Raw genomic sequence first — 19,739 nt, 5'->3', positions numbered from 1 at the left:
GCGACTCTCTTCTGGTCAGGGCGGCTCCGGCGCCCCCGCGAGACCCACCAGCAGGCGCGCGGCGGGATCGAGCAGGGCATCGTCGAAGTCGTATTCGGCGCTGTGCAGCGGCGCCGTCGTGCCGGAACCGAGGAGCGCGAACGCCCCCGGGATCCGCTGCAGGTAGTAGCTGAAGTCCTCCGAGGCCAGCACGGGGGTCGCGGCGCCCCGCTCGGCCCAGTCGGCGCCGAACACCGTCGTCAACCGTTCCCGCACTTCGGCCGCCGGGCCGGGGTGGTTGACGGTGGCCCCGTAGCGCACGGTGGTCCGGACCTCGGCGCGCACGCCGTGGGCAGTGGCGGTGGCGGTGGCGATCTCGTCGATGAGGGCGAAGACGTGCGCGCGCGCGTCGTCGTCCGCCGCCCGCACGCTCCCGGCGATCCGCGCCGCGTCCGGGGTGACCGTTGCGGCGCTGTCGGCGAGCAGCGACGTCACCGCCACGACGGCGGCCTGCTGCGGCGAGGTGCGGCGCGCGACGATCTGCTGCAGCGCGACCACGACGGCCGCCGCGGCGAGCACCGGGTCGCGGGTGGCCTCCGGCTGCGAGGCGTGACCGCCGCGGCCGATCAGCTCGACCTCGAAGGTACCGTTCGCGGACATCACCGGGCCGTCGGGACAGAGAGCGCGACCGAACGGTAGTCCGGGCCAGTTGTGCCAGCCGAAGACGGCGTCCACGCCGTCGAGCGCACCGTCGGCGATCATGCCGCGCGCGCCGTGCCCGCCCTCCTCGGCGGGCTGGAACAACAGCGACACCGGGCCCGGGAGGTCCGCCGCATGGGTGTGGAGCCACCGGGCCGCGGCGAGCAGGGCGGCCGTGTGGCCGTCGTGCCCGCAGGCGTGCATGACGCCCTCGGTCGCGGAGGCGTACGGCAGGCCGGTGGCCTCGGGGATCGGCATGGCGTCGAGGTCGGCACGCAGCGCCACATGCCGGCCGGGCGCGTCCGGCGCCAGGCGGACGACGGTGCCCGTCTCTGCGCAGGGCCGCCACGCGAGGCCGAACGCATCGAGTTCGGCGCGCACGGCCGTGGCGGTGTCGCGCTCCGCCCAGGCGAGTTCCGGGCGGCGATGGAGTTCACGTCGGAGTTCGGTGGCCCGGGCGACGGTCTCGGCCCAAGAAGCGTTCATCGGACCTCCTCGGATGGGTGTCCGTTTCGGTCTCTTTCAACGTACCGTGATCCGACGAAGGACGCGCGAGCATCAGCCGAATGGCGGATGTGCGGCGGGCCACGGCTGCCTACCGTGAATCCTCATGGGGCACGGGGCACACACGAAGGACGCGCGCCTGCGGGCGGCCCTGCCACCCGAGCTCTACCGCGTCCTGCACCTGCGGCTCGTCCAGCGGCGCACCGTCGAGGAAGCGGCGGCCCTGCTGCGGATCACACCGCAAGCGGTACGGCTGCGGCAGCACCGCGCGCTCGAGCGGATCCGCGCCGGACTCTGACGCTCCGCACGTGCTCCGGCCGCCGGCGGCCGTCAGAGCCCGCGGGCGATCAGCTCCTTCATGATCTCGTTGGTACCGCCGTAGATCTTCTGCACGCGGGCGCCCGCGTAGAGCTGGGCGATGGGGTACTCCATCATGTAGCCGTAGCCGCCGAAGAGCTGGAGCACGCTGTCGACGACGCGGCACTGCATGTCGGTGGCCCACAGCTTCGCCATCGACGCCGTCGCCGCATCGAGCGTGCCGTCGATCGCGCGGCCGATGCAGTGGTCGATGAGGGTGCGCCCCGCGAAGACCTCGGTCTTGGCCTCGGCGAGCACGAACCTGGTGTTCTGGAAATCCGCGATGGGGCGGCCGAAGGCTGTGCGCTCCTTGGTGTACGCGATCGCCTCGAGCACCGCCTTCTCGGCCGCGTCGACGCCGCCGATCGCGATGCTGAGGCGCTCGCGCGGCAACTGCCGCATCAGCTGGTAGAAGCCCTGCCCCTCGACCCCGCCGAGCAGGTTCTCCGCGGGAACGCGCATGTCCGTGAAGGACAGCTCCCGCGTGTCCTGGCCGTGCTGCCCGATCTTCTTGAGCACGCGGCCGCGCTCGAAGCCGGGGAGGTCCTTCGTCTCCGCGACGATGAGGGAGATGCCCTTGGCGCCCTGGCTCGGGTCGGTCTTCGCCACGATGATGAGCAGGTCGCAGTGGCTGCCGTTGGAGATGAAGGTCTTGCTGCCGTTGATCACGTACTCGTCGCCCTCGCGGACGGCGGTGGTGCGCACGGCCTGCAGGTCCGAGCCGGTGCCGGGCTCCGTCATCGCGATGGCCAGGACGGCCTCGCCGGAGGCGGCCTTCGGCAGCCAGCGCGCCTTCTGCTCCTCGGTGCCGCAGTCGTCGATGTAGTGCGCGCAGATGGTCGAGTGCACGCCGTAACCGAAGGCACCGTCGCCCGAGAGGACGAGCTCCTCCAGCACGACGGTGTCGTGCCCGAAGTCGCCGCCGGCACCGCCGAGGGCCTCGGGGAGTTCGGTGCACAGGAGCCCCGCAGCGCCCGCCTTGTTCCAGAACTCGCGGTCCACCTGGTGCTGCTCCGCCCAGCGCTCCTGGTTCGGGGTGGCCTCGCGGCGGAAGAACTCGGCGGCGTGCTTACGCAGCTCCGTGTGCTCGGGCGTCTCCCAGGCGGGGCGGTAGTCGGGGAACAGTGCGGTCATGGGCGGCCTCTTCTCGTAGACGGCGCGGCGAGCAATACATTTGTATAGTCCACGATGCGTGTGTACAGCGCAAGACCGGGCCCGCTAGGATCACGCAGGTGGAAGGGACCCCCGAGACCGACCTCCCCGCGACGAACGACGACCTGACCGCGAAGGCCCGGATCCGCAACGCGGCACTCGATCTGTTCGCCGCGCACGGGGTGAGCGCCGTCTCGCTGCGCGCCGTCGCGGCACGGGCCGGGGTCACGGTCGGCCTGGTGCAGCACCACTTCACGACGAAGGACGGCCTCCGGGGCGCCGTCGAGGGGCAGATCGTCGACTACCACGCGCAGGCCATCGCCCGTGTTCCCGACGAGGGGCCGCCCGCCGAGGTGGCGGCGGCGCGCGACGCCTCCGTCCGCGCGATGCTCGCCCGGCACCCCGCCGTCGTCGACTACCTGCGCCGGTCCTTCCTCGACCCGGCCGGGTCCGAGCTGCTCATCCGGCTCACCGACCTGGGCCGCAGCGAGGTCGTCCGGCTGCGCGCCGCGCACCTCGCCTCCACCGACCGGCCGGAGCCCGACCAGGTGATCGGCCTGATGGTGCGGCAGCTGGGCGCCCTGTTCCTCCAGCCCCTCGTCGACGCGATGTGGGAGCACGTGCGCGAACCGGGAGCACCGTCGGACGCCAAGCCCCGGCTCACGGTGGGCACCGAACCGGGGCGGCCCGACGCCCCGTCCGTGTGACGAAGACGAGGTCACAGCAGCCTCAAGCTCAGCATCGACTCAGGTTGGGCGCGGTAATCTGATGGGCGATGTCCGAGACAACTCTTCCCTATCTGCCCATCTCGACGCGCAAGCTGGTGGGCTGGTCGCGCACCACGCCGATCGAGGGCCACGTGCTGTCCACGCCCGACGTGGACCAGATCGCCAAGGCCGTCGCCGTCGTGGCCGACGCCGAGGCCGACAAGCCCGCCTACCTGCGCCGCGGCGTGATCGCGCGCGGCCTGGGCCGGTCCTACAACGAGTCCGCGCAGAACACCGGCGGCCTCACGATCGACATGACACCGCTGAACGCCATTCACGAGATCGACGCCGAGAGCGCCGTCGTGGACGTGGACGCCGGCGTCGACCTCGACACACTGATGCAGGCGGCGCTGCCGTACGGCCTGTGGGTGCCCGTCCTCCCCGGCACGCGCCAGGTGACGATCGGCGGCGCCATCGCGCACGACATCCACGGCAAGAACCACCACAGCCAGGGCTCGTTCGGCAACCACGTGCTCGAGATGTCGCTGCTGACCGCCGACGGCAAGGTCCTCACGCTCACCCCGCAGGGCTCCTCCGACGATCCCGACGGTGAGCTGTTCTGGGCGACCGTCGCCGGCGTCGGCATGACCGGCATCATCCTGCGCGCCAAGATCCAGATGAAGCGCACCGAGAGCGCCTACTTCATCGCCGACACCGAGCGCACCAACTCGCTGCAGGAGACCATCGACCTGCACCTGCAGGACGGCTTCGAGGACGGCTACGAGTACGCCTCCGGCTGGTTCGACGCGATCAGCGCGCCGCCGAAGCTCGGACGCGGCACCTTCTCCCGCGGCAACCTCGCGACGCTCGACGAGCTGCCGGAGAAGTACCGCAAGGACCCGCTGAGCTTCAACAACAAGCCGCTGATCAGCTTCCCCAACATCTTCCCCAACGGGCTGGCCAACAAGTTCGACTTCTCGCTCGTCGGCGAGGCCTACTGGCGCGCCGGGCCGCCCAGCCAGGGCAAGGTGAAGAACCTCGCCGGCTTCTACCACATGCTCGACGTGTTCGGCGGCTGGAACAACGCCTACGGCCGCACCGGCGGCTTCTGCCAGTACCAGTTCATCGTGCCCACCGGTAACGAGCCCGAGTTCATCAAGCTCATCGAGGACATCCAGGCCTCCGGGCACGTCAGCTTCCTCAACGTGATCAAGCTGTTCGGGGACGGCAACCAGGCCCCGCTGAGCTTCCCGTTCAAGGGCTGGAACGTGTGCCTCGACTTCCCCGTGAAGCGCGGCCTCGCCGAGTTCCTCAACGAGCTCGACGTGCGCATCATGGCCATGGGCGGCCGCCTGTACACCGCGAAGGACTCCCGCACCACCGCGGAGCGCTTCCACGCCATGTACCCGCAGATCGACGACTGGATCGCGACCCGCCGCCGGATCGACCCCACCGGAGTCTTCATCTCCGACCTCGGCCGCCGCCTCGAACTCGCCTAAGACCGTAAGGAAAGCAGTCTCATGATCAACGCCGTCGGCGTTCCCCAGTCCATCCTGCTGCTCGGCGGCACCTCCGAGATCGGCCTGTCGATCGTCGAGGAGTACCTCGCCAAGGGCACCCAGCGCGTCGTGCTCGCCGCGCTGCCGAACGACCCGCTGCGCGAACAGGCAGTCGCCCAGGTCGAGGCCGCCGGCGCGGCCTCGGTCGAGGTCATCGACTTCGACGCGACCGACTTCGACGGGCACGCCAAGACCATCGACGCCGCCTTCGCGAACGGCGACATCGACGTCGCGATCGTGGCCTTCGCCCTCGACTTCGACGCCGAGGAGCTGTGGCAGAACCAGCGCAAGGCCGTGCTCCTCGCGCAGGTCAACTACACCGGCGCCGTCTCGGTCGGCGTGCTCCTGGGCCAGAAGATCAAGGAGCAGGGCCACGGCCAGATCATCGCGATGAGCTCCGTGGCGGGCCTGCGCCCGCGCCGCAGCAACTTCGTCTACGGCTCCTCCAAGGCCGGCTTCGACGGCTTCTACCTCAACCTCGGCCAGGCCCTGGAGCCCTTCGGCGGCTCCGTCCTGGTGGTCCGGCCGGGCATGGTGCGCACCAAGTTCTCCGCGCACGTCAAGGAGGCGCCGCTGACCATCGACAAGGACGTCATCGGCAAGCTCGCCGTCGACGCCGCGATCAAGGGCAAGTCGCTGGTGTACGCCCCCGCGCCGTGGGGTTTCGTCAGCTTCGGCCTGAAGAACATCCCGCAGCCGATCTTCAAGCGGCTCCCCATCTAGGGGGCGCGTCCGATTCCCCGCACCACCCTCTACGCTGGCCCGTGTGACTGACACGCGCACCGTCGACGCCCCCGAGGCCCCGACTGCACCGTCGCGGGCCGGGGACCTCGCCCTCGACCTCGCCGCCGCCGCGATCCTCGCGGCGGCGGTCGGCGTCGTCGGCTGGTTCGCCATCAGCACGGTCGAGTGGCCGGCGTACAGCAGCTCCAACGTCACCCGCGCCTTCTCCACCGTCTTCCAGGTCGTCGCAATCGTCGTGCTCGCCGGGTGCGCCGTGCTCCTGTCGCGGACCGTCCCCGCCTGGCAGGCCCGCCTCGCGCGCCTGCTCTCCTTCGCGACCGTGGCCGGCTTCGTCACCGTGACCCTGGCGCTGCCGCTCGGCGGCACCTCGCTCTACCTCGGCGGCATCTCCGTCGACCAGCAGTTCCGCACCGAGTACCTGACCCGGTTCACCTCGTCGCCGCGGCTGGCCGATATGACCTACATCGACATGCCGCCCCTGTACTCCCCCGGCTGGTTCTGGCTGGGCGGGCGGTTCGCGAAACTCTTCGGCATGGAGGGGTGGGCCGCGTTCCAGCCCTGGTCGATCATCTCCCTGGCCGTCGCCGCCGCCGTCGCGCTGGCCCTGTGGCTCATCGTCGTCGGGCCCGCCCGCGCCATCGCGGCCACCCTCGCCACCACCGTCGCGATGCTCCTCTACGGCTCCGCCGAACCCTACGGCGCGGCCGTCGCGATCCTGCTGCCGCCCGCGCTCATCCTCGCCTGGACCGCGATCCTCCGCGGCCGGCGGGGCGCGCTCGTCCTCGTCGGGGTGTACCTCGGCGTCGCGGTCTGGTTCTACACCCTCTACCTGGGCGTCGCGGCGTTCACGATCGTGCTCATGGGCGTGGTCGCGCTGGCCGCCAGGTGGATCCGCGAGCGCCGCATCGAGTGGCGCTACCCCGCGCGCGTGGCGGCGATGGGCGTCATCGCCATCGCGATCGGCCTCCCCGCGTACGGCCCGTACCTGTGGCGGGCGTACCGCGACGGCACCGACTCCAAGGGCTCCGCCTTCCACTACCTGCCCGAACAGGGTTCGGTGCTCTCGTTCCCCATGCTGCACTTCACGCTGCTGGGCGCGCTGGGCATGATCGGCGTCGTCTGGATCCTGGTGAAGGCCCGCTCCTGCCCCTCCGCGCAGGCACTCGGCCTGGGCATCGCCGGCTCCTATCTCTGGGCCCTGCTCTCGATGGCCGTCTCCCCCATCGGCACCACGCTGCTCGGTTTCCGCACCGAGCCGGTCCTGCACATCCTGCTCGCCGCCGCGGGTGCGCTCGGCGCCGTCACGATGGTCGGCGCGCTCGGCGACGGCTACCCCCGCTACCGCGACGCGGGCGTCGTGCTCGGCGCGCTCGCCGCGATCGGTGTGGCGCAGACGATCCCCGCCCAGCTGGCCGGGGAGATCGCGGTCGCGTACTCCGACACCGACGGCCACGGCGAGCGCGGCGACCGCAGGCCCGCGGGCGCGGAATCGTCGTACAAGGACGTGGACGCCGCCATCCTCGCCGGCACCGGCAGGCCGCGGACCGACACGGTCGTGCTCACCGCCGACTACGGCTTCCTCGCCATCTACCCGTACTGGGGCTTCCAGAACCTCACGTCGAACTACGCGAACCCCCTGGCGCACTTCACCGCCCGGTCCGCGGCCATCGAATCGTGGGCGAAGCTGGAGACGCCCGATGAGCTGGTGAAGGCCCTCGGCGAGACGCCCTGGCGCGCCCCGGACGCCTTCGTCTTCCGACGGTCCGCCGACGGCCTCTCGCTGCGCCTCGCCGAGGACGTGTACCCGAACGACCCGAACGTGCGCCGGTACACCGTCGTGTTCCCCGAGAAACTGTTCGAGGACCCCCGATTCACCGTCACCGAGACGGGCCCGTTCGTCGTCGTCGTGAGGAAGTGACCATGTCCCTCTCCCGGTCCGTGCGCGACATCATGCAGCGCCGCAGCCTGCTGCCCGATCCGATCGACACCGCGCTCTCCGGCCGGGGCCGCACGCTGCGCGGCCTCCGCATCGTCGTGACCGGGGCGTCGGCGGGCATCGGCCGCGAGGCCGCGCTGCAGCTCGCCGAGCGCGGCGCGCACGTCATCGCGGTCGCGCGGCGCGAGCCCGAGCTCGAGGAGCTGTGCGCGGTGACCGGCGGCGAGTACCGCATCTGCGACCTCACGGACACCTCGTCGATCGACGGGCTGCTGTCGGACCTCGGCGAGGTGGACGTGCTGGTCAACAACGCAGGACACTCCATCCGGCGGACCATCGCCGATTCCACGGAGCGCTTCCACGACTATCAGCGCACGATGAACCTCAACTACTTCGCCGCCGTCCAGCTCTCGCTGGGCGTGCTGCCGGGGATGATCGAGCGCGGCCGCGGCCAGATCGTCAACGTGTGCACCTGGGGCCTGCTCGCCAACACCTTTCCGAAGTTCTCGGCGTACGCGGCGTCGAAGAGCGCGCTGGCGATCTTCGGGCGGAGCCTGAACGCCGAGCGCCCGCACCCCGGCGTGCGCGCGACGAACGTCTACTTCCCGCTGGTCCGCACCGAGATGATCGCCCCCACCGCCGAATACGCGGGCGCCTCGGCGCTCGAACCGGACGAGGCCGGCCGGTGGATCGTCCGGGCCGTGACGCACCAGCCCGTCGAGGTCTCGCCCGCCGCGCTGCGCGCGCTGCTTCCCGTCGTGGACCTGCTGTCGCCGTCGACCTCCGACCGCACGATCTCGTCGCTGACCTGAGCGGTTCCGTCGCGATCCCACCGTTTACCCGACGTAACTTTGATTTGCCTCACCTAATACAGGCGGTACGCTTCGGCGCGTGATGAAACGATCCTTCGCCCGCCGGCTCGCGCCCGCGGTCGTCCTGCTGGCCGCCACCGTCGGCATCAGCGCGTGCTCGAACTCGAACGACGACGCCAAGACCCCCGGGAACACCGAGGTCGCCACCGGCGGCGAGCGGTTCGGCACCGCCGACGCCGAGACGGCGAAGCTGGGCACCGACGCGGCGCCCGGCGTCTTCCCCCGCACCGTCAAGCACGCGCGCGGCGTCACCGAGATCCCGAAGAAGCCCGAGCGCGTCGTCGTGCTCGACAGCGGCGAGCTGGACTCCGTGCTCACCCTCGGCATCAAGCCGGTCGGCATGGTCGAGACCGACGGCGCCAGCCCCGTCCCGACCTACCTCGCCGACAAGGTCCAGGGCGTCGAGACCGTCGGCAAGAACACGAGCCTGAACCTCGAGGCCATTGCCAAGCTCAAGCCCGACCTCATCCTGGGCAGCGAGCTGCGCATCTCCAAGCAGTACGACAAGCTGGCCGCGATCGCGCCGACCGTCTTCTCCATCCGCCCCGGCTTCCCGTGGAAGGAGAACTTCCGGCTCATCGGCGCCGCGGTCGGCGAGGAGACGAAGGCCAAGGACGCCCTGAACTCGTACGCGGACAACGCGAAGGCGCTCAGCGCGAAGTTCACCGGCCAGAAGCCGACCATCTCCCTGGTCCGGTTCATGCCCGGCAAGCTGCGCCTGTACGGCAACAAGTCGCTCATCGGCGTGATCCTGCAGGACGCGGGCCTGCCGCGCGCCGGCAACCAGGGCATCGACGAGCTGGCCACCGAGATCTCGCTCGAGAACCTCTCGCAGGCCGACGGCGACTACATCTTCTACTCCAGCTACGGCAAGCCCGAGAACACCGGCGAGACCGCGGCCCTGGCGAACCCCGCGTGGTCCCAGCTCAGCGGCGTGCAGAAGGGCAAGGCCTTCCGCGTGGACGACGACGTCTGGTACCTGGGCCTCGGCCCGACCGGCGCCAACCTCATCGTCAAGCAGCTGGGCGAGTACCTGGCGAAGTAGGCGGCACACGCGCTGAAATGTGCGCCCCACCGGCACAGGGTCCGCATCACCGCAGGTCGTGAGACGGCCGCGCCGTCCCGACGCACATTTCAGCGCGCACCGCTCCGCGCCCCGGCACGCAGCCGCCGCCGAGCGGTTACCAGTGTTACGCGTGTTGTTCATGTGTCTCATGTGATTTGTGTCTAGGGTCTCTACCCATGACCACACGCCGGGGATTCCTGCGCGCGGGCGCCGTCGCCGCGCTCGCCACCGCCACCGCCGCCGCGACCGGCCGCATCGCCCACGCCCTGCCCGGCACCACGGTCGCCGGGAACATCACCGGCACCACCCTCGAGCGGGTGAGCGTGCCCGGCCAGCCCCGGGCCGGCGGCTACCGCCCCCTGGTCGACGGTGCCGGCTGGCCCCTGTACGTGCGCCAGGAACTGGCGACCGCCGGCGGCACCCGCGAGGCCACCCGCGCCCCGCTGGCCTCCTTCGTGCAGCTCACCGACATGCACATCGTCGATGCGCAGAGCCCCGCCCGGTTCGAGTTCGTCCACCCGTTCCAGGCACCGGCCTTCCGACCGCAGGAGACCCTGACCACGCAGGGCGCCGTCTCGCTCGTCGAGCGGATCAACGCGATCGGTGCCGGCCCGTTCACCGGTCGCGCCTTCGACTGCGTCATCACCACCGGGGACAACACCGACAACCGCGAGTTCGCCGAGCTCACCTGGTTCCAGACCGTGCTCTCCGGCGGCACCGTCATCCCCAACACCGGCGCCCCCGACCGCTTCGAGGGCCTCCAGGCGCACGGCGCCGCACTCTACTGGCAGCCCGAATCCCCGTACTGGGACATGTACAAGGACAAGGGCTTCCAGCAGATCCCCGGTTTCCTGCGCGCCGCCATCGGCGCCCACACCAGCCCCGGCCTGCGGATGCCCTGGTACGCCGTCGTCGGCAACCACGACGACAGCCTGCTCGGCACCCTGCCCAACGGCATCGCGGACTGGCTCTACCTCTCCCCCGTCAAGCTCGACATCCCGCACACCGACCCCGCGGCCCTCGCCATCGCGCGCGCCCTCACGACGGACCCCGCGCAGGTGGGGCCGATGCTCACCAAGCTCAAGCTCTCCGGGCCGGTGATCCCCGTGACCGTCGACGCCAAGCGCGCTCCGTTCAGCCCCCGCGACTTCGTGCGCCGGCACTTCGACCCCGCGGTCACCGGGCCCGGCCCCGTCGGCCACGGCTTCTCCAGCCCGGACGGCCCCACCTGGTACACCTTCCAACTCGCGCCGGGCGTGCTCGGGATCGCCCTCGACACCACCAACAACCTCGGCATCGCCGAGGGCACCATCGGGGAGAAGCAGCTGGCCTGGCTCGTCGCGCAGCTCAAGGCCCGCCCCGACCAGTTGGTCATCGTGTTCAGCCACCACACCTCACGGTCGATGACCGCCAAACTCCCCGACCCCGAGGAACCGGGCGAGAAGCAGTACGACGGCGGGGTCCTCGTGAAGACGCTCACCGACCACCCGAACGTCATCGCCTGGGTGAACGGCCACACCCACAAGAACGAGATGATCCCGCACGCCGGCCCCACGCCGAAGCAGAGCTTCTGGGAGATCAACACCGCCAGCCACGTCGACTTCCCGCAGCTGGCCCGGATCATCGAGGTCGCCGACAACCGCGACGGCACGCTCAGCCTGTTCACGCCGCTCATCGAGGCCGCGAGCCCGGCCACGGCGAACCCGTCGGACCTGAGCGCGAAGGGCCTCGCCAGCCTGTACCGCGAGCTCGCGTACAACGACATCCACCGCGACGACGAGCTCCTGGGCGCCGAGGCCGACCGCAACTGCGAGCTGCTCCTCCCCCACCCGCTGCGCTGAGCGTCGCCGGACGACGCCGCTCCGTCCTACAGCCCGCGGGCGGCGAGAGCCTCACCGAGCAGGTCAGCGTCGCGGATCAGGCGGACCAGCACCGTCGGGAGGACCCGGACCAGCGACGCGCGCTGCCCTCGCGCCCACGCGGCCTCGCGGGTCTGCCGGACGACGGCGATCACCGTCGGGATGGAGCGGATCGTCAGCGCGACCAGCAGCTCCACGCGCCAGCCGAGGACCCGCCCCGCGAGCGCCGCGAGGTCGCTCGCGCGGGTGGTGAACACCAGCAGGTTGCCCGCGAGCACGCCCACCACGAGCTGCCCGACGGGACCGACGGCCGCGCGGGCACCGTCGGAAAGCCCCTGACTGAGCAGGTAGAACGCGGTGAGCACCACCGCGAACACCAGCGCCGGGCGCAGCGCCCGCCACAGGTGCACGGGGCGCAGCCGAGCCACCGGGAAGAACGCGGCCACGACCAGCGCGGAAACGGCGAGCGGCACCGGGCGCGGCAGGATCGCCAGGAACGTCACCAGCGCGAGCATCGCCACCAGCTTCACCGCGGCCGGCGTGCGATGCAGCGGCGAGTCGCGCGGGACGTAGCGGCCGAGCATCAGCGGGCCGCCAGCTCGCGGTAGAAGGCGATCGACTCGGCCGGCGGGCCGTCGTGGACCAGGGCACCGTCGTCCATCACCAGCACCCGGTCGAAGTCGTCGAGCATGTCCAGGTGGTGGGTGAGCAGGATGACCTGCTGCTCCAGCGCGGCGAGCCGGTCCCGCACCTTGAGCACGTTGCGCAGGTCGAGCAGGGTCGTCGGCTCGTCGCAGACCAGGATCTCCGGGTCCGTGACCAGCACCGAGGCGAACGCGAGCATCTGCTTCTGCCCCGAACTCAACAGCTGCGCGGGCGCGTCGGCGTGATCGGCGAGCCCGAACTCGGCGAGCACCGCGGCCACCCGCTCGGCGTCGACGGGCTGCTTCCGGCCCCGGCCGGGCGGGCGCAGCGACAGCGCGACGTCCTCGGCCGGCGTGGGCATGACGATCTGCGCGGAGGCGTCGGCGAACATGAAGCCGACCCGGCGACGCACCTCGGACCGCTTCTTCCGCATGTCCAGGCCCAGGGTCTCGACGGTGCCGGAATCGGGTACGACGAGGCCGTTGAACGTCCGCGCGAGCGTCGACTTGCCGGAGCCGTTGGCGCCGATGATGCCGATCCGCCGCTCCGACAGCTCCGCGGTGATGCCGCGCAGGACGGGGCGGTCGTCGTAGGCGTGGTGGACGTCGTCCAGCCGGATCATGCCCGCTTCTTCGCGACGGCCGGATAGGCCCGCGCGACCGTCACCACGACGAGCGACGTGATGACGACCTTGATCAGGTCGCCGGGGACGAACTGGAATCCCAGCGTGAGCTTGGCGAACAGGCCCGAGCCGGTGCGCCAGCCCAGCCACGGCAGGCCGATGGCGTAGACGATGAGCACGAGCCCGATGATGTTGGCGAGTCCCACCGTGACCGGATTGGTGCGGCCCCAGGTGTCGACGAGCCAGCCGGTGACCAGCGCGCCGACGATGCCCCCGATCAGGAAGCCGCCGGTCGGGCCGGTGAGCACCGCCAGGCCGCCGCGCCCGCCCGCGCCGATGGGCAGCCCCACGACGATGAGCAGCACGTACAGCGCGACCGACGCCCCGCCCCACGGAAAGCCGAGCAGCGACGCGGCCAGCATGAACCCCAGGGTCTGCAGGGTGATGGGCGCGATGCCGCTGATCGTGATGGTGGGCATCGCCAGCACCGCCGTCAGGGCGGTGAAGACGGCGACGAGGGCGAGATCGCGCGGCGTCGCGCGATACGTGGCGGCGTTGAACACGGTTCAAGAAGTAACGGGGCGCTCGGCTAGAGTCAAGTCCGTGGCCATCAACCGCTCCGACGTGCTGACCTCCGCGATCGGCGTCCTCGACCGGTCGGGCCTGCCGGACCTGACGATGCGGCGCGTCGCCGCCGACCTGGGCGTCGCTCCGGGCGCCCTGTACTGGCACATTCCGAACAAGCAGTCGCTGCTCGCCGCGATCGCCGACACCATCCTCGCGGACCCGTCGCTCGCCGCGGCGGCGTCGAAGTCACGGATGCGCTGGGACCGGCAGCTGACCGGGTACGCGCACGCCCTGCGCGCCGTGCTGCGCAAGCACCGCGACGGCGCCGAGGTGGTCTCGGCGTCCCTCGCCTCGCAGCTGGGCACCAGCAACCTGCAGGCGCAGATCGCCGAGATCGCGGCCGCCGCCGGTGCCGGACCCGCGGACGCGAACGCCGTCGCGCTCACGCTGACGCACTTCGTCGTGGGCTTCACCTTCGAGGAGCAGACCCGCGAGGCGATGGCCCGGGCCGGCGCCGCGGCGGGCGAGATCGACCAGACCGCGACGGACCGCGCGTTCGCCGGCGGGGTCGACCTCATCGTCGACGGGTTGCGCGCCCGCACGACGCGCGCCTGAGCGATCAGGACAGGTCGACGGCGCGATCCACGGCGTAGCGGTATCCCGCGATACCGAATCCGGCGATCACCCCGGCGGCTACGGGGGACACGTACGAATGGTGCCGGAAGGCCTCGCGCGCGTGCACGTTGGAGATGTGCACCTCGATGACGGGCACCTCCGGAATGACCAGCGCATCCGCGATCGCGACTGAAGTATGGGTCCACGCTGCCGGATTGATCACGATCGCGGTGAAATTACGTTCGCGTGCGACATCGTGGATCCAGTCCAGCAACTCGGCCTCGTCATTGGTCTGCCGAACGTCCACCTCCGCGCCTCGCGCGGCCGCGGCCCGACGGCATTCGTCGACGACGTCGGCGTACGAATTATTGCCGTAGACCTGCGGCTGCCGAACGCCGAGCAGGTTCAGGTTCGGCCCGTTCAGCACGAGAATGCGGGGTCCCATGCGGTCACAATAGCCGCCTCCGGGACGGAGAAAATGGGATACATGTCCCACGCTGTACGCATCGGACCCGGCGATCATGTAATCTCCCAGTATTCGCAATCTGGAAGGGAGGGCCTCATGACTACGTTCGCGGCCAAGTTGAACCGGCTTTTCGAGGTCGTGCATCCCGCAGACCGGGGGCCCTACACCTCGTCGGAGTTCTGCAGGATGGTCGAGGAGAACGGCGGCAAGCTGTCCGTTCCCTATCTGTCGCAGCTCCGGTCGGGACGCAGCTCGCGTCCCGCGTACGACATGGTGGCGTCGATCGCCCAGACCTTCGGCGTCCGCGCCGAGTACTTCTCGGACCCGCTCTACGAGCGTGAGGTCCTGAGCGATCTGGAGCTGACCCGCGAGCTGCGCGAGTCGGGCATGCTCGAGATGGCACGCCGCTCGACCAAGCTGTCGGCGGACCGTCGGGCAGCGCTCGCCGGTCTCCTCGCCGAGCTCGAGGCCGAGGACGGCAAGGAGGGCTCGGCCTAGGCCGTGCTCCCCCTCCCGGGCCATCGGCCCGACGGGCCGGCAACGGCCCACCCGGGGCTCAGCGCACCCGATCCATCAGGGGCGACGGGGTGTGCTGGGCCCTTTTCGTGATCGCGGCCGTCCACCGCGACGTCCGCCAGCCCGCGGGGGGCTCCAGATCGGCGGCGCGCACGGATCCGTAGGGGGCCTCCCGATCCAGCCACCGGGCCACCGCAGCCGCCCGGTCGACGGGCGGGAGGTCGGACAGCCGCCCCTCCCCGGGGCTGGCGAGCATCGCCCACCCGTCCAGCACGACGACGGCGCGCGCCTCCGCCGTCTCGACCCAGCCGCCGCCCTGCCGGACGATGGCCTCGAGGTCCGGGAACAGCTCCCTCACCTGCTCGTACGCGGGCCGGAAATGAAGCCACTCGCGGGCGGAGATCAGGATCGACGTGAGCCAGGACGCCATCAGCACCAGCGTCCAGCTGGCGAACGCGGCGTCCAGCATGAACCGGTTCAGCCGCAGCACCCACACGCCCACCTGCAACTGCTGCAGAAGGACGCCGCCGGCGATGACGTTCGCGACCGCGACGATCGCGAGGAGCACGCCACCGAGGGCCAGGAGCCGCAGCTGCGCACGGTGCACCCGGCTGCGCCGGGAGACCCGCCACGTGGACACCGCGACGACGAGCGCCGTCACCCCGAGACACGTGTAGATCAGCGCCGTCTCCACGGCGAGCCCGAAGTCGCCGCCGAATCCCAGCCGCGTCGGATCACCCGCGCGGCCCAGTACCGCTCCTCCCACGATCACCAGGCCGACTCCGGCGAGCGGGAGCGCCCACGCCGTGAGGCGGGCGCGGGTCAGCCGGCCGTCGAGCGCGAAGGCGAAGACGAGGGCCCCGAAGCAGGCGACGAGGAGCAGCACCCGCTCGACGGTCACGACCTCGAGCTCGGTCATGCCGAGGCCCACGAGGGCATCGATCGCGACGGGCGTATCGATCGTCACCATCAGGGCCAGCGCGAACGCGGTGAGGAGCGCACCACCGGCGGGCGGGTTCCGGTTCGCCCGCCACCGGCTGAGCCTTTCCAGCGCACCGAGCCAGAGGATCGGTGCGACGAGCGACGCGATCATCCGAGCAGCTCGTCGACCACCGAGTCGACGCGCGTGATCGTGTGCCCCGCCTTGACGCGGCGCACCAGGAGGGTGGCGAAGGACTCCGCCTCGGCCTCGCACCGCGCGGCCCTGCCGCTGTCGGGGTCGGAGGAGCAGCCCTGCTCGTGGCCGAGCACCAGGTGGCCGAGTTCGTGGGCGAGCGTCTGCTCGAAGGTCGCGACGCCGCTCGAGACCACGAGGAGGTCCCGCTCGTCGGAGCGCAACCACATGCCGAAGACGCCGACCGGCAGCGTCATGCGCTGCACGTCGATGCGCCGCCCCAGGTGATCGGCGTACGCGGCGACCACTTCGGCGACGGTTCCGGGGCCCGATCCGGACTGGGGAGTCACGGCACGCACGACGGCGCGCACTGCGCGTGTCGGCCGGTCGGATCCCCTCATGCCCGAAACGATACGTCGGTTCGTCGGCTCGTTGTACACCAAGCCGCTCTTGGAACCGGTTCGCACGGATTCCGCCAGGTCGCGACGTCTAGACTCGCGGGGTGCCCGAACCGTCCGACGCTGCCCGCACCGTCCGTACCACGGCCCGGACCGCCGCACTCACCGGCGTGCTCGGGGTACTGTTCGCGCTGCTCACGCCCTTCATGCCGGTCCAGCAGTCCACCGCGGCGCTCGACTGGCCGCAGCGCGGCTCGCTCGAGGCGGTCACGGCGCCGCTGCTGTCGTACGTGCCGGATAGGATCGACGTCACAGTCCCCTGTTCCGCTATCAGCGGACTTCCCGGGGGCACCGGCACCCTCGTCGCGACGGGTCCGGTCGACTCGCCCGACACCGTCCGGCGCGGCATGACCATCGGCGTCACCACCCTGCCCGACCAGCGTCGCCTGCTGGAGGTCGTGGTCCGCAACACCCCGCTGCTCACGGTGGATGTCGCGGCGCTGGCCGCCCCCGGCTGCGGGGCCATCGTCTTCTCCGGCGACAGCAAGACGGTGAAAGCCCAGGTCACGGGGATCACCGCGCCCGACGGTAGGCCGCTTGCGGGCGGCAAGGACAACGGCTTCGATTACCGCCCGCAGGTCGTGGGGGTGTTCACGGATCTGCACGGCACAGTCACCGACAGCACGAGGATTCAGTTCCGTGCGAATATCGACACGAGGTACTCGACGGTTCCGGCCGCCGCGCGGTGGGTGGTCATCGTCCTCGCGATCGCGCTGATCCTCGCGAGCCTCGTCGCACTGCACCGGCTCGACGTCGCGGCCGACGGCCGGCGGCACCGCCGGATCCTGCCCGCGGGCTGGTGGCGCCCGACCAAGCTCGACAGCACCGTCATCGCCCTGCTGGTCACCTGGCACGTGATCGGGGCCAACACGTCCGACGACGGCTACATCCTCACGATGGCCCGCACCGCGGAGGCCGCGGGCTACACCGCGAACTACTACCGCTGGTACGGCGCGCCCGAGACGCCGTTCGGGTGGTACTACCAGGCGTTCGCGTGGCTCTCGCACCTCTCGACGGCCAGCCCGTGGGTCCGGCTCCCCGCCCTGATCTGCGGCATCGCGACCTGGCTCATCATCAGCCGGGAGGTGGTCCCGCGACTGGGCCGCGCGGCGCGCTCGCCGTTCGCGCTGTGGGCGGCGGCCGGGGTGTTCCTGGTGTACTGGTTCGCCTTCAACAACGGCCTGCGGCCGGAGCCCGTGATCGCGCTGGGCGCGCTGCTCACCTGGTGCTCGGTGGAACGCGCCATCGCGACCGGCCGGGTGCTGCCGTTCGCCGCCGCCGCGGTATTCGCGGGGTGGACGGTCGCCGCCGGGCCGACGGGCATCATGACGGTCGCCGCGCTCCTCGCCGGCGTGCGGCCGGTGGGCCGGCGGATCCTCACCCGCGCCCGCACGAGCGCGGCCGGTTTCCGGCTGACGCTCGCCGCATACGTGGCACCGGTGCTGGCCGCGGGCGTCCTGCTGGTGCCGATCATCTTCTCCAAGCTCACCGCGTCGGCGTTCGTCGACAAGACGCTCATGCAGTCCGACGTGGGCACCGTCGTGGACACCAAGAAGTGGTACAACGAGATCGACCGGTACTCGGCGCTCTTCACGTTCACGGCCGACGGCGGCGTGGCCCGACGGTTCGCGGTCATCGTCACCTTCGCCTGCCTGCTGCTCGCGGGTGCCGTGCTGCTGCGCAAGGGCCGGGTCCCGGGCGCGAGCCTCGGACCGAGCCGCCGGCTGGTGGCCGTCACCCTGGGCGGGCTGCTGCTGCTGATGTTCACGCCCACCAAGTGGACGCACCAGTTCGGCGCCTTCGCGGGCCTCGCCGGGGCACTCGCCGCGCTCGCGGCGATCGCCCTCGCGCCCGCCGCTCTGCGCAGCGCCCGCAACCGTGCGCTCAGCGCGGCGGTGCTGCTCCTGGTGCTCGGATTGTCCTTCAGCGGCCCCAACGGCTGGTGGTACGCGAGCAACTACGGCGTGCCGTGGGGCGAGTCCACGGTGCTCGCGCTGGGCACGGTCTTCTTCGCGGGGGCCGGCGTCGCGCTGCTGGTGGCGGGCTGGCTGCACTTCCACGAACCCGATCCCGCCCCGGTCTCCCCGCGGGCGAAGCGGGTGGTCGACTTCTTCGGCCGCCAGTCGTCGATCACGTGGGCCGCGTGGGTGGTGGTCGTACTGTGCATCGGCTCGATGGCGGCGACGACGGGCATCACCCAGTTCTCCTCCTTCTCCAACGGCAAGGCGAACCTCCGCGCGATCCGCGGCGACGGGTGCAACCTCGCGGATTACGTGCTCACCGAGCCGGACCCCACGTCGGGCCTGCTGCTGCCGCTGGACGGGAACGCGCGCGACGGTCTCGCCGGGCCGGGCACCACCGGCGTCTCGCCCGACGGAGTACCGACCATCATCAACGCCACCACGAGCTCGAACACCGACGACTCGAGCACGTCGCTGGACGCGATGGCCCGGCTGCCGCAGGACACGACCTCGGGCCGCACGTCGACGGCCGGGATCAACGGCTCGCACATGCGCCTGCCGTACGGCCTGGACCCGGCGCGCACGCCGGTGCTCGGCTCGTACTCCCAGGAGGCGCAGCTCAAGGCGCAGGTGGTCACGAAGTGGTACCCGCTGCCGAAGAACGAGGGGGACCGCTCGCTCATCACGCTCTCCGCCGCCGGCAAGTTCACCGACGACGAGCTCTACCTCGAGTACTCCACGGACGCCCCGCGCGCCGGCGCGGAGCCCGCGGTCGCCGGGAAGAAGTCCTTCATCGACATCGGGCCGAAGCCGGCCTGGCGGAACCTGCGCCTGCCGCGCACCGACCTGCCGGCGGACGCCACGGCGATCCGGGTGGTCGCGATCGACGACGACCTGGCGATCGACCACTGGCTGGCGGTGACGCCGCCGCGGGTGTCGAAGCTGGTCACGGCGCAGGAGCTGATCGGTTCCACCGAGCCCGTCCTGCTCGACTGGACGTCCGGCCTCGCGTTCCCGTGTCAGCGCCCGTTCAGCCACAGCAACGGCGTCGCGGAGGTGCCGCAGTGGCGGATCACCCCGGACCAGAACCTCTCGCCGGTCACCACGGAGTGGGAGGGCACGCTCGGCGGCGGCCCGCTCGGCTGGACGCAGATGCTGCTCCAGCAGGAGAAGATCCCCGGCTACCTCCGGGGCGATCTGGGCCAGGACTTCGGCGACGTGATGCGGCTCGTGCCGTACTCGCCGGCACGTGCGGCGGATCTCACACTCGGCACGCGCACCGTCTGGGGCACGCACGTCGAGGCGCCGATCCGCAAGGACCGGACCGATTCCTGACGGGGT

Annotated in this window: 19 protein-coding genes; 11 read left to right on the top strand and 8 right to left on the bottom strand. The window is 71.1% G+C overall.

The window, feature by feature from the left end:
* Positions 1 to 15: 15 nt before the first annotated feature.
* Complete coding sequence (doeB2, locus tag ELY19_RS08465) at positions 16 to 1,164, bottom strand: N(2)-acetyl-L-2,4-diaminobutanoate deacetylase DoeB2 (protein WP_126195798.1); 1,149 nt, start codon at positions 1,162 to 1,164, stop codon at positions 16 to 18.
* A gap of 124 nt (positions 1,165 to 1,288) precedes the next feature.
* Between doeB2 and ELY19_RS08460 the strand changes: the two genes are divergently transcribed.
* A complete protein-coding gene (locus ELY19_RS08460; RefSeq protein ID WP_126195797.1) occupies positions 1,289 to 1,480 on the top strand; it encodes a sigma factor-like helix-turn-helix DNA-binding protein in 192 nt (63 codons plus the stop codon).
* 32 nt (positions 1,481 to 1,512) lie between these two features.
* On the opposite strand, the gene ELY19_RS08455 is transcribed toward ELY19_RS08460, so the two are convergent.
* Positions 1,513 to 2,673, bottom strand: a complete 1,161-nt coding sequence (locus ELY19_RS08455) for an acyl-CoA dehydrogenase family protein (protein WP_126195796.1) — start codon at positions 2,671 to 2,673, stop codon at positions 1,513 to 1,515.
* Between the two features lie 98 nt (positions 2,674 to 2,771).
* Here ELY19_RS08455 and ELY19_RS08450 point away from each other — a divergent pair, with 98 nt between their 5' ends.
* From ELY19_RS08450 to ELY19_RS08420, 7 genes are all read left to right on the top strand, one after another.
* Positions 2,772 to 3,398, top strand: coding sequence for a TetR/AcrR family transcriptional regulator (locus ELY19_RS08450; RefSeq protein WP_126195795.1), 627 nt, complete (start codon positions 2,772 to 2,774; stop codon positions 3,396 to 3,398).
* 68 nt (positions 3,399 to 3,466) lie between these two features.
* On the top strand, positions 3,467 to 4,897 hold the full coding sequence (dprE1, locus tag ELY19_RS08445; protein ID WP_126195794.1) for a decaprenylphosphoryl-beta-D-ribose oxidase: 1,431 nt from the start codon (positions 3,467 to 3,469) through the stop codon (positions 4,895 to 4,897).
* 21 nt (positions 4,898 to 4,918) lie between these two features.
* The gene (dprE2, locus tag ELY19_RS08440) at positions 4,919 to 5,680 is read left to right on the top strand and encodes a decaprenylphospho-beta-D-erythro-pentofuranosid-2-ulose 2-reductase (protein WP_126195793.1); all 762 of its coding nucleotides are present in this window, start codon (positions 4,919 to 4,921) and stop codon (positions 5,678 to 5,680) included.
* 43 nt (positions 5,681 to 5,723) lie between these two features.
* The gene (locus ELY19_RS08435) at positions 5,724 to 7,619 is read left to right on the top strand and encodes a galactan 5-O-arabinofuranosyltransferase (RefSeq protein WP_126195792.1); all 1,896 of its coding nucleotides are present in this window, start codon (positions 5,724 to 5,726) and stop codon (positions 7,617 to 7,619) included.
* 2 nt (positions 7,620 to 7,621) lie between these two features.
* The gene (locus tag ELY19_RS08430) at positions 7,622 to 8,449 is read left to right on the top strand and encodes an SDR family NAD(P)-dependent oxidoreductase (RefSeq protein WP_126195791.1); all 828 of its coding nucleotides are present in this window, start codon (positions 7,622 to 7,624) and stop codon (positions 8,447 to 8,449) included.
* 82 nt (positions 8,450 to 8,531) lie between these two features.
* Positions 8,532 to 9,554 (top strand): ABC transporter substrate-binding protein, encoded by a 1,023-nt coding sequence (locus tag ELY19_RS08425; RefSeq protein ID WP_126198753.1) that lies wholly within the window; start codon positions 8,532 to 8,534, stop codon positions 9,552 to 9,554.
* 197 nt (positions 9,555 to 9,751) lie between these two features.
* The gene (locus tag ELY19_RS08420; RefSeq protein WP_126195790.1) at positions 9,752 to 11,416 is read left to right on the top strand and encodes a TIGR03767 family metallophosphoesterase; all 1,665 of its coding nucleotides are present in this window, start codon (positions 9,752 to 9,754) and stop codon (positions 11,414 to 11,416) included.
* 26 nt (positions 11,417 to 11,442) lie between these two features.
* Here ELY19_RS08420 and ELY19_RS08415 read toward each other — a convergent pair whose 3' ends face one another.
* Genes ELY19_RS08415 through ELY19_RS08405 form a run of 3 tightly spaced genes read right to left on the bottom strand, consistent with a single transcriptional unit; the run spans position 11,443 to position 13,264 of the window.
* The gene (locus tag ELY19_RS08415; protein WP_126195789.1) at positions 11,443 to 12,018 is read right to left on the bottom strand and encodes an energy-coupling factor transporter transmembrane component T family protein; all 576 of its coding nucleotides are present in this window, start codon (positions 12,016 to 12,018) and stop codon (positions 11,443 to 11,445) included.
* The gene (locus ELY19_RS08410; protein ID WP_126195788.1) at positions 12,018 to 12,701 is read right to left on the bottom strand and encodes an energy-coupling factor ABC transporter ATP-binding protein; all 684 of its coding nucleotides are present in this window, start codon (positions 12,699 to 12,701) and stop codon (positions 12,018 to 12,020) included. The genes ELY19_RS08415 and ELY19_RS08410 overlap by 1 nt, the downstream gene beginning before the upstream one ends.
* Positions 12,698 to 13,264 (bottom strand): biotin transporter BioY, encoded by a 567-nt coding sequence (locus tag ELY19_RS08405; protein WP_197715999.1) that lies wholly within the window; start codon positions 13,262 to 13,264, stop codon positions 12,698 to 12,700. The genes ELY19_RS08410 and ELY19_RS08405 overlap by 4 nt, the downstream gene beginning before the upstream one ends.
* Positions 13,265 to 13,304: 40 nt before the next feature.
* Between ELY19_RS08405 and ELY19_RS08400 the strand changes: the two genes are divergently transcribed.
* On the top strand, positions 13,305 to 13,883 hold the full coding sequence (locus tag ELY19_RS08400; RefSeq protein WP_164711555.1) for a TetR/AcrR family transcriptional regulator C-terminal domain-containing protein: 579 nt from the start codon (positions 13,305 to 13,307) through the stop codon (positions 13,881 to 13,883).
* Between the two features lie 4 nt (positions 13,884 to 13,887).
* On the opposite strand, the gene aroQ is transcribed toward ELY19_RS08400, so the two are convergent.
* Positions 13,888 to 14,328, bottom strand: coding sequence for a type II 3-dehydroquinate dehydratase (gene aroQ, locus ELY19_RS08395; RefSeq protein WP_126195785.1), 441 nt, complete (start codon positions 14,326 to 14,328; stop codon positions 13,888 to 13,890).
* A 117-nt stretch (positions 14,329 to 14,445) separates the two neighbouring features.
* On the opposite strand from aroQ, the gene ELY19_RS08390 reads away from it, so the two are divergent.
* The gene (locus ELY19_RS08390; protein ID WP_126195784.1) at positions 14,446 to 14,847 is read left to right on the top strand and encodes a transcriptional regulator; all 402 of its coding nucleotides are present in this window, start codon (positions 14,446 to 14,448) and stop codon (positions 14,845 to 14,847) included.
* Between the two features lie 58 nt (positions 14,848 to 14,905).
* Here ELY19_RS08390 and ELY19_RS08385 read toward each other — a convergent pair whose 3' ends face one another.
* Together ELY19_RS08385 and ELY19_RS08380 are read right to left on the bottom strand one after the other, a co-directional pair.
* Positions 14,906 to 15,958, bottom strand: a complete 1,053-nt coding sequence (locus ELY19_RS08385; RefSeq protein ID WP_126195783.1) for a hypothetical protein — start codon at positions 15,956 to 15,958, stop codon at positions 14,906 to 14,908.
* Positions 15,955 to 16,380: an ImmA/IrrE family metallo-endopeptidase gene (locus tag ELY19_RS08380; RefSeq protein ID WP_126195782.1), complete on the bottom strand. Its 426-nt coding sequence runs from the start codon at positions 16,378 to 16,380 to the stop codon at positions 15,955 to 15,957. The genes ELY19_RS08385 and ELY19_RS08380 overlap by 4 nt, the downstream gene beginning before the upstream one ends.
* Positions 16,381 to 16,481: 101 nt before the next feature.
* Here ELY19_RS08380 and ELY19_RS08375 point away from each other — a divergent pair, with 101 nt between their 5' ends.
* Entirely contained in the window at positions 16,482 to 19,733 is a 3,252-nt protein-coding gene (locus ELY19_RS08375; protein ID WP_126195781.1) for an arabinosyltransferase domain-containing protein, read from the top strand.
* The last annotated feature ends 6 nt before the right edge of the window (positions 19,734 to 19,739 follow it).

This window comes from Tsukamurella paurometabola, from assembly GCF_900631615.1.
GTDB classification, from domain to species: Bacteria; Actinomycetota; Actinomycetes; order Mycobacteriales; family Mycobacteriaceae; genus Tsukamurella; species Tsukamurella paurometabola_A.
Note: the sequence above shows the minus strand (reverse complement) of the source record. Positions and strands in the feature narration are given on the sequence as shown.